The organism is Sphingobium sp. Ant17, from assembly GCF_000588875.1.
In the GTDB taxonomy this organism is placed as follows: Bacteria; Pseudomonadota; Alphaproteobacteria; order Sphingomonadales; family Sphingomonadaceae; genus Sphingobium.
On the sequence record NZ_JEMV01000029.1, the window covers coordinates 54,201 to 66,889 of the forward strand.

Sequence of the window (12,689 nt, forward strand, 5' to 3'; positions counted from 1 at the left end):
ATCCGATGAACGACGATCATATCACGCGTGTTCGCAACCACGCCTTTGCCCTGTGGGAAGAGGAGGGGAGGCCAGACGGCAAGCATGAGGAGCATTGGCAGCGCGCCTTGGCGGCCGTCGATGCCGAATCGCAGCCTGCGTCGAAGAAAGCGCCTGCCAAAAGCCGTACCCGCACCACGTCTGCGGACGCCGGGGCGACGCGAGCGCCCCGCAAGACGGCCAGCCCGCGCGACAAATCCCCCGCCAAGCTGGCAAAGCCCCGCACAGCACCGAAATCCTGATCGCTGCGGCGAGCCTTCTTGCTCGCTTAACTTCAGGGTTCGATCAACAGCATCGTCACTGATTTGGCGGGCAGTTCGATCGCGACAGCCCCATTTTCGATCTGCGCGGAAACCTGTCGTGGCGTAACCATATCCGGCGCATCGAAGCTGTTGATCGCGTTCACCGCGCCTGCGGTCAATTGCTGCCCCTTTGCCGTGCCGGGGGTCACGCCCGCGAGCCGGATGCGGACCGGCATCGGGCGGTTCGGATCGACATTGACGAGCGAGAGCCACAGCTTGCCCGTCATATCGCGCACCGCCACCGCGTCGAGTTGCGGCATGCTGATCTCGCCAAACCGATAGGTGCCCGCGTCGAGCGATGTCGGGACGAGGGTCGCGTCCTGGAATGGCAGGTACATTTTGTGGATATGATAGGTGGGCGTCAGGACCATGCGGTCCTTGTCGGTCAGGATCATCGCCTGGAGCACATTGACCATCTGCGCGATATTGGCCCCGCGCACGCGATCGGCATGCCGGGCGAAGATGTTGAAGTTCAACGCCGCCACCATCGCGTCGCGCAGGGAGTTCTGCTGTTGCAGATAGCCTTCGGGACTGTCGGGCAGCTTGGCATACCAAGTGCCCCATTCATCGACGATCAGTGGGACTTTCTTTTCGGGATCATACCGATCCATGATCGCGCCGTGCATCTCGATCAGGTCGTTCATGCGCAGCGTCGACTGCAATATCTCGGCATATTCCTTCTCGCCGAAATTGACGCTGTCATAGGCGGCGGGGAATTTGATGACGGTATAGGAATGGAGCGACAAACCCTCGATATTCCAGGCCCAATCCCGCTCCTTCCACGCCTTCATCACCGCTTCGGTATAGCGGGTGTCCTTGTCGTCCGGGCCAACGGCCACCCGGCGCATCGCCTGGGGATTGTCTGTGCCCTGTTGCGCCGGATTATAGTTGCGGGAGAAGCGAGAGAAGCGCTTGAGTTCATCGACATAGGTTTCTGCGCGCATCGACCCGCCGCAGCCCCAATTTTCATTGCCGATGCCAAGATAGCGAATCTTCCACGGTTCCTTACGGCCGTTGGCGGCGCGCATCTGGCCTGCCGTATTGCGCGTGTCGGCGGTCATATAGGCAACCCACTCGGCCGCTTCCTGATAGGTGCCCGACCCCAGATTGATCGACACATAGGCCTCTGACCCGATCTGATCGATGAAATCGAAATATTCATGGGTGCCAAAGGCGTTATTCTCGATCGATCCGCCCCAATTGGCATTGACTGTAACTGGGCGCTTCTTGGGGTCGCCGATGCCGTCGCGCCAATGATATTCGTCGGCAAAGCAACCGCCGGGCCAGCGGACATTGGGCACCTTTATGGCGCGCAGCGCCTCGACCACATCCGTGCGGATGCCCCGGACGTTGGGGATGGAGGAATTTTTACCAACCCACACACCACCATAGATACCCGTGCCCAGATGCTCGGCAAACTGGCCAAAGATGTCGCGGTCGATCTTCGGCCCGCGCTGGTCGGCTTGCACCGTCACGGAGGCGGGGCTTTGCTGCGCCATCGCGGCCCATGGCAGCAACGCGACTGAAGCCGCCAAAGCCGTCAGAAATGTCAGACCTGTCCGCTGCATCCTCGCCCCCAAATTTTGAAGTTTCGCTCCCTGTATTGCAAAACATAAATACTCATACAAGTGCGCTTTGCACGAGCTAGGACGCTGCGAAAGCGATCTCGCGCCCGGCGGCCCAATCTGTTGTTCTCAAGACGGGCTATTGGGCCTACCAGAAAGCATAGCGCCAAAGCCCCGACAGCTTCGGACAAGATGGCGAAACCGCCGCAATCGTAATGGACATGGGAACATCGTGGACGATATTCTGGACGATCTTGGCTGGCGGCCATTCTTCAAGGCCCAGATTTCCGACGATGACGATCGCGCATGTCATCCGGTTCGGGTCATGGCCGTTCATCGGGGCAAGACCGTGGTCGCAGGGGCAGGGGCCATCGATCATGTCGTCCCCGTAATCGGCGAATCCGGCACGGCCGAGGATCATCCCACCGTGGGCGACTGGCTGCTGGTCGAACCGGAGACGGCGCAGATCCGACGCATTCTGCAGCGCGAAAATCTGTTCAAAAGGCGCGCACCGGGGCCGGATCAGAAGACCCAGTTGATCGCCGCCAATGTCGATACGCTCTTCATCGTGGCGTCCTGCAACCAGGATTTCAGCGTCGCCCGGCTCGAACGCTATCTGATCCTGGCGCGCGAGGTCGGCGTCGAACCCATCGTGGTCCTGACCAAGACGGACCTCACGGACAGGCTGGATATGTTCGTAGCGGAAGCGCGTGATTTGCAGCCGGGCCTCGTGGTCGAAGCCGTCGATGCGCGCGATCGGGACAGCGTCGCCCGGCTGGCCGCCTGGTGTGGCAAGGGGCAGACGGTCGCTCTGCTCGGTTCCTCGGGAGTCGGCAAATCGACCCTCGTCAATACGCTGCGAGGATCCACCAGTATCGCCACGCAGGCGATACGACAGGCCGACGATACGGGCCGTCACACGACGACGGTGCGGGAAATGCATCGGCTGGACCAGGGCGGCTGGCTGCTCGACACGCCCGGCATGCGGGAATTGCAGCTGACCCAGGCGGCATCGGGCCTCGCTGATGTTTTCGATGATATCGTCACGGCTGCGCAGGATTGCCGTTTCAACAATTGCGCGCATCTGACCGAACCGAATTGTGCCGTGCAGGCCGCCATCGCCGATGGCAGAATCACGGCCACACGCCTCGATCGCTGGCGCAAACTGGTGGCGGAGGAGGCCTATAACAGCGCCGACCCCGCCGAACGCCGCGCGCTCGATCGCATTTCCGGGACGGTCGCCGGCAAACGCCAATAGCGCTCACCGGCATCCCGCCATGGCTTAAGGGATCAGCTTGTCCGCGCGCAGCCGCTCGAACAGGGCGACAAACGCATCGTCGGACGGCTGATAGGCCAGAAAGCCCATCCGGCGGCTCTTGGACATGTCGGTAACCACTTCGATCGGCCGACCAAGGTCGGCATCGGTGTGCCACGGCGACGCCAGCCGATTAAGATCCGGCTCCACCAGCCCCTCCCGCTCGGCAATGGCGCGCCATAAGGGTGCGTCCTGCGCCATCTGCTGTTCCAGCGGCTGGACGCTGCCGTCGAACGGCGCGGGGTCGAGCCCGAACCAGGCTGCGATCTGCCCCCACATCCAGCTCCAGCGAAAGACGTCGCCATTGACGATGTTGAACGCCTGATTGGCGGCAGCGGGTGTTTCCGTCGCCCACAGCAGATGCTGCGCCAACATGCCGGCATCCGTCATGTCCGTCAGGCCATCCCATTGGGTGGCGGACCCTGGAAAGCGGAACGGCCGCCCCATCTCGCGGCAGAGCGTTGCATAGACGGCCAGCGTCGTGCCCATGTTCATCGCGTTGCCAACCGCCTTGCCGATGACCGTATGCGGCCGATGCACGCTCCAGCGGAAACCATCGCGGGCGGCGGCGGCAAACACCTCATCCTCTTGCGCATAATAGAAATTCTCGACGTCCAGCCGCCCCTGTTCCTCGCGGAACGGCGTCTGTGGCAATGCGCCTTTGCCATAGGCTTCGAACGGCCCGAGATAATGTTTGAGGCCCGTGACCAGGGCGACATGGCGCGCGGGCGTGGCCGTCTCGCGCAGCCCATTGAGCAGGTTGCGGATCATCGCACCATTGACGCGGATATTCTCCGCCTCGCTCTCCTGTCGCAGCCATGTCGTGATGAACACGGCGGACGGATTGAGGCCAGCGAGTGCCGTTGCGGTCGCCTCCGCATCCTGGAGGTCGGCAATGACCGGCTCGACGCCGGGCTGCTGGGTGGGACGCCGCGCCAAACCCTTGACGGTCCAGCCTTCCTTGACGAGCAAGGCTGCCGTCGCACTACCGACGATGCCGCTTGCTCCAACTACTAAGGCTGTACCGTGCATTGTTCAAACTCCTGCTTGTTCCGCGTCCAACTAGGTACTCAGGGGGGGCGATACCAGTGATCGGGATCGATCTACCCCATGACAGGATGTTCACGTTGCTACGAAAAGCCCCGCTTGTGCGACGGGCCGCTTCCCCCTAAATCGCCTCCATGACCTCGACCAACGACATTCGCCGCTCTTTCCTCGACTATTTCGGGGCCAACGGCCACACCATCGTCCCGTCCGCGCCTTTGGTGCCGCACAATGATCCCACTTTGATGTTCGTCAATGCGGGCATGGTGCCGTTCAAGAATGTCTTCACCGGCCTTGAAACCCGTCCCTACAAGACCGCGACGTCCAGCCAGAAGTCGGTGCGCGCGGGCGGCAAGCATAATGACCTCGACAATGTCGGCTATACCGCGCGCCATCACACCTTCTTTGAAATGCTGGGCAATTTCAGTTTCGGCGATTATTTCAAGGAGCAGGCGATCACCCATGCCTGGACTTTGCTGACCAAGGAATGGGGGCTTCCGGCGGACAAGCTGACCGTCACCGTCTATCATACCGATGATGAGGCGTTTGCCCTGTGGAAGAAGATTGCGGGCCTGCCCGATCACCGCATCATCCGCATCCCGACCAAGGATAATTTCTGGGCAATGGGCGACAGCGGCCCTTGCGGTCCCTGTTCGGAAATCTTCTACGACCATGGCGACCATATCTGGGGCGGCCCGCCCGGCAGCCCGGAGGAGGATGGCGATCGCTTCGTCGAGATCTGGAACCTCGTGTTCATGCAATATGAGCAGGAAGCCAATGAGATCGTCAGCGAATTGCCCAGGCCGTCGATCGACACCGGCATGGGTCTGGAACGCATCGCCGCCGTCATGCAGGGCGTGCATAATAATTACGACATCGACACGTTCAAGGCGCTGATCGAGGCGTCCGGCACGATCACCCGCACCGCCACCGACGGCGATCATCAGGCCAGCCACCGCGTCATCGCCGATCATCTCCGCTCCACCAGCTTCCTGATCGCCGATGGTGTGCTGCCCGCCAATGAAGGGCGCGGCTATGTGCTGCGCCGGATCATGCGCCGCGCGATGCGCCACGCGCATATCATCGGCGCGAAAGACCCGCTAATGTATCGCCTGGTCGGCAGCCTCGTGTCCGAAATGGGCGCGGCCTATCCCGAACTGGTCCGCGCGCAGCCGCTGATCGAGGAAACCTTGCTGCGCGAAGAAACCCGCTTCCGCAAGACGTTGGAAAACGGCCTGCGCCTGCTCGACGAAGCGACTGTGGATCTCGCCGAAGGTGGCACCTTGCCCGGCGAAAACCGCGTTCAAACTCTATGACACATTCGGCTTCCCTTATGACCTGACCGAAGACGCACTGCGCTCGCGCGGCCTTGGCGTCGATCGCGCCGGTTTCGACAGCGCGATGGCGGAACAGAAAGCCGCCGCGCGCGCCGCCTGGAAGGGATCGGGCGACAAGGCGTCGGACGAAATCTGGTTCGATATCGCTGAAAAGGCGGGCAATACCGAGTTTATCGGCTACAGCTCGACCGTGGGCGAGGGCGAGGTGCAGGCCATCGTCAAGGACGGTGTGAACTTCGACTCGGCGACCGCTGGCGAGAGCGTCATCATCATCACCAACCAGACTCCTTTCTACGGCGAAAGCGGCGGCCAGATGGGCGATACCGGCCGCATCACCACGCAGGGCGGCTTGATCGCCAATGTCGAGGATACCGCCAAGCCGCTCGGCCGCCTCCACGCCCATCGCGCGACGATCGAGGCGGGCAGCATCAAGGTCGGCGATACCGTGCAACTGACGGTCGATGTCGATCATCGCGACCGCGTGCGCGCCAACCATAGCGCCACCCATTTGCTCCATGCGGCGCTGCGCCACCGGCTCGGCGGTCATGTCACGCAAAAGGGTAGCCTGGTCGCGCCCGACCGGCTGCGTTTCGATTTCTCGCATCCCGAATCGCTCACCCATGCGCAGATCGCGCAGGTCGAGGCGGACGTGAATGCGCAGATCCGCCATAATGAGGAAGTCACCACCCGTTTGATGACCCCCGACGATGCGATCGGCGCTGGCGCGATGGCCCTGTTCGGCGAGAAATATGGCGACGAAGTCCGCGTCCTTTCCATGGGACGGGGCGATGACGCCCAATATTCGGTCGAACTGTGCGGTGGCACCCATGTCCGCGCGACCGGCGACATCGCTTTGTTCAAGATCGTGTCGGAAAGCGCCGTGTCGAGCGGCGTGCGCCGGATCGAGGCGCTGACCGGCGAGGCCGCGCGCCTTTGGCTGGTCGAGCGCGACGACAAATTGCGCCAGTCTGCCGCCGCGCTCAAGACCACGCCCGAAGACGTGCCAGCCCGCATCGCCGCGCTGGTCGACCAGAGCCGCCGTCTGGAGCGCGAACTCGCCGAAGCCAAGAAGGCCTTGGCGCTCGGCGGTGGCGGGGCGGCGCAGGCCGCCGGTCCCGAAAAGGTGGGGGCTGTGAACTTCCTCGGCCAGGTCATCGACGGCCTCGACCCCAAGGAATTGCGCGGCATCGTGGATGGCAACAAGCAGACGTTGGGCAGCGGCGTGTCCGCCATCCTCGCCGTGGTCGATGGTCGCGCGACCATCGCCGTGGGCGTCACCGACGATCTCACCGGCACGCTTAGCGCGGTCGATCTCGTCCGCATCGGCGTGGAAGCGCTCGGCGGCAAGGGAGGCGGCGGTCGTCCCGACATGGCGCAGGGCGGCGGCCCCGATGGCGACAGGGCCCAAGCCGCGCTCGATGCGGTCAAGGCGGCGCTGGCGAAGGTGGCAGCTTAAGTGAGTCGCGGATAGCAGGGGCGCTGTTCAGATGGCAGCGCCCCTAATGCCTAATCCGCCAGCCGCAGCGCGACCTCGTTCATGAAACGCGCGTCATCGCCCTTGGCCAGCCATTCCGCCTCGGCCCCGATCGCGCCCAGCATCGCGGCGAGCGCGTCCATCTCGCTCTTGGCGTAATTGCCCAGCACATAGCCATGGACCTTGTCCTTATGGCCCGGATGGCCGATGCCGATCCGCACCCGGCGAAATTCCGCGCCGATATGCGCGTCGGTGGATCGCAGGCCATTATGCCCGGCATTGCCGCCACCACGCTTCACCTTCACCTTCATCGGCACCAGGTCGAGTTCGTCGTGAAAGACGGTGACGTCCTGCGGCGTCAGTTTGTAGAAGCGCATCGCCTCGCCAACGGATCGGCCGCTTTCGTTCATGAAGGTCGCGGGTTTGAGCAGCAGGATCTTCTCCGTGCCGATCCGCCCTTCCTGCACCCAGCCCTGAAACTGCTTCTTGGGCGGCGAAAAGCGATGCAGGTCGGCGATCAGGTCCACGACCATGAAGCCGACATTATGCCGGTGCATCGCATATTGCGTGCCCGGATTGCCGAGCCCGACCCAGATTTGCATCTTCATCCTCCAGAAAAGCAAAACCCCGTCCGTCCGAGCCTGTCGATCGGCCACTTCTCTTGTTCAACAAGGAAGTGGCTTCGACAAGCTCAGCCCGAACGGGGTTGAGCAAAACCGTCTGAACGACGGCGGCAGGCTTATTCGGCCGTGGCTTCCGCCTCGTCCTCGCCTTCGCCACCCTCGGCGCTCTTGAGCGCAGACGGGGCCACGATCGTCGCGATGGTGAAGTCGCGATCATCGATCGCCGCCTTCGCGCCCTTGGGCAGCTTGACCGCGCTGATGTGGATCGAATCGCCGACTTCGAAGCCGGTCAGGTCGACCACGACATCTTCGGGAATGTCGGCGGCATCGACGATCAGTTCGACGTCATGACGAACGATGTTCAGCACGCCGCCCTTTTTGAGGCCCGGCGAGGCAGCTTCATTCTCGAAGCGCACCGGCACCGCGACGGTGACGCTGGCATGTTCCGAAACGCGCAGGAAGTCGGCGTGCAGCGGACGGTCGGAGACGGGGTGGAAGGCCACGTCCTTGGCGAGCGTGCGGATGGACTTGCCACCGACTTCCACCATGACGACCGAGTTGAAGAAATGACCGGTGCCCAGCAGCTTGTTGAGGAGCTTTTCCTCGACGTGGATCGACTGGGGTTCTTCGTTCATTCCATAGATGACGGCGGGTACGCGGCCCTCACGGCGGAGGGCGCGGGAGGCTCCCTTGCCTGCCCGATCGCGTGCCTCGGCCGACAGCGTAAGCTGCTCGCTCATTGCGTGTCTCCAAAAGCTGGTTTGAGTTACATTTTCCCGCCACGCCTCCAGGGATGACCATCGCGGGAGCGCGCCCTTTAGCAGAAAAGGGCGAGAATGCAAGGTAGCACCGCCGCCCCTTCCTCCCGTTCGTCCTACTGCACCCGCGTAACCGTAAAGCCCTTGGCCTTGAGCAACTCGATCAGATTCTCCCGCCCCGTCAGATGCCCCGCGCCCACCGCGATGAAGGGCCGCCCCGTCATCGGCGCGATCGCCTTTGCCCAATCGCGGTTGCGCGCGACGAGGACCGCTTCCTCGACCACCGGATCGGGCTGCTCGCCATTCTCATCCTCCTTGGCGATCGCCTCCATATCGCCTTTGCGCCAGGCCGTCAGGATGCGCTCGAACAGAGCCTTCATATCCTTCGTCTCGCGCACCGTCTGCACCAGCAGCTTCGCCTGCGCCGCATCGGGCAACGTGTCGAACGCGGCGAACTGCCGTTCCACCGTCTCCAGCCCGCCAATCGGCTTGCCCGCCTTTTTGAACGCGGCGATCAGCACCGGCTCCACGCCATCATCCTGGCTCACCTTGAGCGCCTGCTGGCTCGCCGCCGACAACAGCATAGCCGCCGCCCAGCTTTCATAGCCCGACAGCATCTGCGTGCTGGTGCCACCATCCTCCACCGCCTTGATGAGCGCGGCCCGATCCGCTTCCGGCACCCGCTGTTCGAGGGGCGGCAGGCCAGGGCTGCGGCCCATCGTCTCGAATAGCGTCAGCGTTTTCTGCTCATCCTGCAAATCCGCCGCTTCCAGCACCAGCCGATCCGCCTGCGCCATCGCCTCGCTGATCGTCGGCGTCTCCCACGCCACCCCTTTGGGCAGCACATGGATCGTGCCGAACAGCCACCCTTTCATGGGGCCACGCGACACCTGCCACAGCGCCGGGCCACCTTGCGCACCCTCCAGCTTGGGGCTGCTATCCTGCCCGCAGGCCGCAACCAGCGTCAGCGCGCACAGCGCCAGGAAATGGGTGAACCGCCGCATCGTCGCTTACTCCTTGATCCGCCGGGCGGTGATGCCCAGCGTCTTCAACTGGTCCTGCACGCTGCCCTTGCCCGCCAAATGCCCCGCGCCGACCGCGACGAACACCGTCCCCGGCGTCGCCATCCGCGCCTTGATCCATTGCGCCCAGGTCGCGTTGCGCCCGATCAGCAGCACCTGCGCCAGTTCAGGCGTCGCCACCAGCGACTCGTTCATCGACTTGCCCAATTTCTTCGGATCGCCCGCCTGCCAATGGCGCAGCAAGGCGGCAAACTCCGTCTCCATCTCCGGCAATCCATCGACGGTCGCGTTCAGGAAAGCGACCTGCTGCTCCATCGGCAGCGTCGCGAAGAAATCGATCTGCTGCTCGACCGTTTCCAGCGCCTCGACCCGCTTGCCCGCCTTCACCGCCGCCGAGCGCAAAATCTTCTCCGCGCCCAGATCCGCTTGATAGCCCATCTTCGCCAGCGGCGCGACGGCCAGCGCCATGCCCGCCATCCACGGGTTCATCCGGTCGAACGCCGGGACGGGCAGGGCATTAGCCGCCATCGCCGCGCGATATTTCTCCCGCGCCTCCGGGGTCAGCCGGTCGGACAGCGCCACGCCATCGCTGGCCAGCGCCTTGGCCATCATCACGCCACCCATCACATTGGGATCGTCCGGCTCGATGATTTCCAGCACCAGCTCGTCCGATCCGTCGAACGCGGCCTTCACGCCGCCCCGGAACCAGTCGACCCCCGGCTTCATCACATGCACCGTGCCGAACAGATAGAGCGTGGTGTCCGCATCCTGCACCCGCCACATGGCGGGCGTTGCAACGTTTGTCGCGGGCGGGGCAGGGCGGGCGGCCACCGGGCCACTGGTCAGCAACAGCGCGGCGGCAAGGCCATGGGCCAGATAAGCAAGCATCTTCATAGCCCCAACCATGCGGGGCGCAGGCCCTAAGGGCAAGCCACTTAACCCTGTTTCGCTCCGTCCTGCCCTTGACCCTATCGGCCCCATGCGCCAAGGCGCGAGCCAGTAAAACCGACCATTTCGCGAAGGACTATTCGTGGCCGAAGGCAAAGCGCTTTCCTTCCAGGACCTCATCCTGACCCTCCATGCCTATTGGGGGAAACAGGGCTGCGTCATCCTCCAGCCCTATGACATGGAAGTCGGCGCGGGCACCTTCCATCCCGCCACCACGCTGCGCGCGCTTGGGCCGCAGCCATGGAACGCCGCCTATGTCCAGCCCAGCCGCCGGCCCACGGACGGCCGCTATGGCGAAAACCCCAATCGGCTGCAGCATTATTACCAATATCAGGTGATCATGAAGCCCAGCCCCGCCAATCTGCAGGAACTCTATCTCGGCAGCCTCGTGGAAATCGGCATCGATCCCCTGGTCCATGACATCCGCTTCGTCGAGGATGACTGGGAAAGCCCGACGCTGGGCGCCTGGGGCCTTGGCTGGGAAGTCTGGTGCGACGGCATGGAAGTCACGCAATTCACCTATTTCCAGCAGATGGGCGGATACGACTGCAAGCCGGTCGCGGGCGAACTGACCTACGGCCTCGAACGGCTGGCCATGTATATTCAGGGCGTCGACAGCGTCTATGACCTGAAATTCAACGATGCCGGCGTCACCTATGGCGACGTGTTCCTGGCCAATGAACAACAGATGTCGAAATGGAATTTCGAGGTCGCCGACACCGAAAAACTGTTCCGCTGGTTCAAGGATTGCCAGTCGGAATGGCGCAGCTGCATCGACAATGGCGTGCCGCTCGCCGCCTATGACCAGGCGATCAAGGCCAGCCACGTCTTCAACCTGCTCCAGGCGCGCGGCGTGATCTCGGTACAGGAACGCGCAAGCTATATGGGCCAGGTCCGCGACATGGCGAAGGGCAGCTGCGAGGCGTGGATGCAATCCAACGGATGGGCCGCGTGATCGGGATAGCTATGAACCCGTTCGCCCTGAGCCTGTCGAAGGGCTCCACTGAGCCGAAGGCGAAGTGCCTTCACTGCGTTCAGGCAAGGGCTTCGACAAGCTCAGCCCGAACGGATTGGGATGTAATATGATGACCGACTTCCTCCTCGAACTGCGCTGCGAGGAAATTCCCGCGCGCATGCAGCTCAAGGCCAGCGACGATCTCGCCCGCCTCTTTACCGAGGAACTGGCGAAGTCCGGCCTGACGCCGGGCAGCATCGACAGCTTCGTCACGCCGCGCCGCCTGGCGCTCATCGCCCGCGACCTGCCGCTCGAAACCGCTGCCGTCAGCGAAGAGCATAAAGGCCCGCGCACCAGCGCGCCGCCCCAGGCGCTCGAAGGCTTCCTGCGCAAGACCGGCCTGACGCAGGACCAGCTCGAAGACCGGGGCGGCATCTGGTTCGCCGTCGTCAACAAGCCCGGCCGCGCTACCGCAGAGGTATTGGCGCAAGCCATCCCCGCCATCATCCGCGCCTTCCCCTGGCCCAAATCCATGCGCTGGGGTGCCGCGTCGCAGACGACCGAAAGCCTGCGCTGGGTGCGCCCGTTGCAGGGCATCGTCGCGATCCTGGGCGAGCAACTGATCGACTGCGAAATCGATGGCATTCGCAGCGGCTATGCCACGCTCGGCCATCGCTTCCATCACCCGGCCGAAATCACCATCGGCGGGGCGGGCGACTATGCGCAAAAGCTGCGCGCCTGCCATGTCATCGTCAGCCATCACGAACGCCAGGCGATCATCGCGGACAAGGCCGCGCAGGCCGCCGCCGCGCATGGCTACACGGTGATCGAGGACAAGGGGCTGGTCGCGGAAAATGCGGGCCTGACCGAATGGCCGGTGCCGTTGCTCGGCGATTTCGACCCCGTCTTTCTTGAGGTGCCGCCTGAAGTCATTCAGCTAACCCTGCGTATCAACCAGAAATATTTCGTGCTGCGCGACAGCACGGGCAAACTCGCCCCCGCCTTCATCTGCACCGCCAATATCGACGCCAAGGATGGCGGTGCCGCCATCATCGCGGGCAACCGCAAGGTGCTGGCCGCGCGGCTTAGCGACGCCCGCTTCTTCTGGGAACAGGACCGCAAGACGCGGCTGGAAGACCACGCGAAGAAACTCGAACGCATCACCTTCCATGAGAAACTGGGGACGGTGGCCGACAAGGTCGAGCGCGTCGCGAAACTGGCCCGATGGCTGGTGGAAGAGGGCATCGTCACCTCTGGAACCCTCTCCCTTGAGGGAGAGGGCAGGGTGAGGGTGCTCGAGCTAATGG

Annotated in this window: 10 protein-coding genes and 1 pseudogene; 5 read left to right on the top strand and 6 right to left on the bottom strand. The window is 63.3% G+C overall.

Features of this window, described 5'->3' with window-relative positions; all coding sequences use genetic code 11:
* Positions 1–5: 5 nt before the first annotated feature.
* Positions 6–281, top strand: a complete 276-nt coding sequence (locus tag BF95_RS13990; protein ID WP_043152019.1) for a DUF2934 domain-containing protein — start codon at positions 6–8, stop codon at positions 279–281.
* Between the two features lie 32 nt (positions 282–313).
* Here the strand turns inward: BF95_RS13990 and BF95_RS13995 are convergent, their stop codons facing one another.
* The gene (locus BF95_RS13995; protein WP_043152021.1) at positions 314–1,909 is read right to left on the bottom strand and encodes an alpha-N-arabinofuranosidase; all 1,596 of its coding nucleotides are present in this window, start codon (positions 1,907–1,909) and stop codon (positions 314–316) included.
* A 229-nt stretch (positions 1,910–2,138) separates the two neighbouring features.
* Between BF95_RS13995 and rsgA the strand changes: the two genes are divergently transcribed.
* Positions 2,139–3,164, top strand: coding sequence for a ribosome small subunit-dependent GTPase A (gene rsgA / locus BF95_RS14000; RefSeq protein ID WP_327195463.1), 1,026 nt, complete (start codon positions 2,139–2,141; stop codon positions 3,162–3,164).
* A 24-nt stretch (positions 3,165–3,188) separates the two neighbouring features.
* Here rsgA and BF95_RS14005 read toward each other — a convergent pair whose 3' ends face one another.
* On the bottom strand, positions 3,189–4,253 hold the full coding sequence (locus BF95_RS14005) for an SDR family oxidoreductase (protein WP_043152022.1): 1,065 nt from the start codon (positions 4,251–4,253) through the stop codon (positions 3,189–3,191).
* Between the two features lie 149 nt (positions 4,254–4,402).
* Between BF95_RS14005 and alaS the strand changes: the two are divergent.
* Positions 4,403–7,058: pseudogene (gene alaS, locus BF95_RS14010) on the top strand (alanine--tRNA ligase).
* Positions 7,059–7,108: 50 nt separating this feature from the next.
* On the opposite strand, the gene pth reads toward alaS, so the two are convergent.
* The 4 genes from pth to BF95_RS14030 form a co-directional block, all read right to left on the bottom strand.
* On the bottom strand, positions 7,109–7,678 hold the full coding sequence (gene pth / locus BF95_RS14015; RefSeq protein ID WP_043152036.1) for an aminoacyl-tRNA hydrolase: 570 nt from the start codon (positions 7,676–7,678) through the stop codon (positions 7,109–7,111).
* Positions 7,679–7,815: 137 nt separating this feature from the next.
* Positions 7,816–8,439, bottom strand: coding sequence for a 50S ribosomal protein L25/general stress protein Ctc (locus BF95_RS14020; RefSeq protein WP_043152023.1), 624 nt, complete (start codon positions 8,437–8,439; stop codon positions 7,816–7,818).
* Between the two features lie 134 nt (positions 8,440–8,573).
* The gene (locus tag BF95_RS14025; RefSeq protein ID WP_043152024.1) at positions 8,574–9,461 is read right to left on the bottom strand and encodes a TraB/GumN family protein; all 888 of its coding nucleotides are present in this window, start codon (positions 9,459–9,461) and stop codon (positions 8,574–8,576) included.
* A 6-nt stretch (positions 9,462–9,467) separates the two neighbouring features.
* Positions 9,468–10,373 (bottom strand): TraB/GumN family protein, encoded by a 906-nt coding sequence (locus BF95_RS14030; protein WP_043152025.1) that lies wholly within the window; start codon positions 10,371–10,373, stop codon positions 9,468–9,470.
* Between the two features lie 136 nt (positions 10,374–10,509).
* Here BF95_RS14030 and BF95_RS14035 point away from each other — a divergent pair, with 136 nt between their 5' ends.
* A complete protein-coding gene (locus tag BF95_RS14035; RefSeq protein ID WP_043152026.1) occupies positions 10,510–11,382 on the top strand; it encodes a glycine--tRNA ligase subunit alpha in 873 nt (290 codons plus the stop codon).
* A 130-nt stretch (positions 11,383–11,512) separates the two neighbouring features.
* Positions 11,513–12,689: glycine--tRNA ligase subunit beta (gene glyS, locus BF95_RS14040; protein ID WP_081764163.1), on the top strand; the 1,177-nt coding region annotated here is incomplete at its 3' end.

What these genes read in the sequence shown, in the direction of transcription:
- BF95_RS14025 (WP_043152024.1), bottom strand. Translation starts at nt 9,461, where the DNA reads ATGCGGCGGTTCACCCATTTCCTGGCGCTGTGCGCGCTGACGCTGGTT.
- BF95_RS14030 (WP_043152025.1), bottom strand. Translation starts at nt 10,373, where the DNA reads ATGAAGATGCTTGCTTATCTGGCCCATGGCCTTGCCGCCGCGCTGTTG.
- BF95_RS14005 (WP_043152022.1), bottom strand. Translation starts at nt 4,253, where the DNA reads ATGCACGGTACAGCCTTAGTAGTTGGAGCAAGCGGCATCGTCGGTAGT.
- BF95_RS13990 (WP_043152019.1), top strand. Translation starts at nt 6, where the DNA reads ATGAACGACGATCATATCACGCGTGTTCGCAACCACGCCTTTGCCCTG.
- BF95_RS13995 (WP_043152021.1), bottom strand. Translation starts at nt 1,909, where the DNA reads ATGCAGCGGACAGGTCTGACATTTCTGACGGCTTTGGCGGCTTCAGTC.
- pth (WP_043152036.1), bottom strand. Translation starts at nt 7,678, where the DNA reads ATGCAAATCTGGGTCGGGCTCGGCAATCCGGGCACGCAATATGCGATG.
- BF95_RS14020 (WP_043152023.1), bottom strand. Translation starts at nt 8,439, where the DNA reads ATGAGCGAGCAGCTTACGCTGTCGGCCGAGGCACGCGATCGGGCAGGC.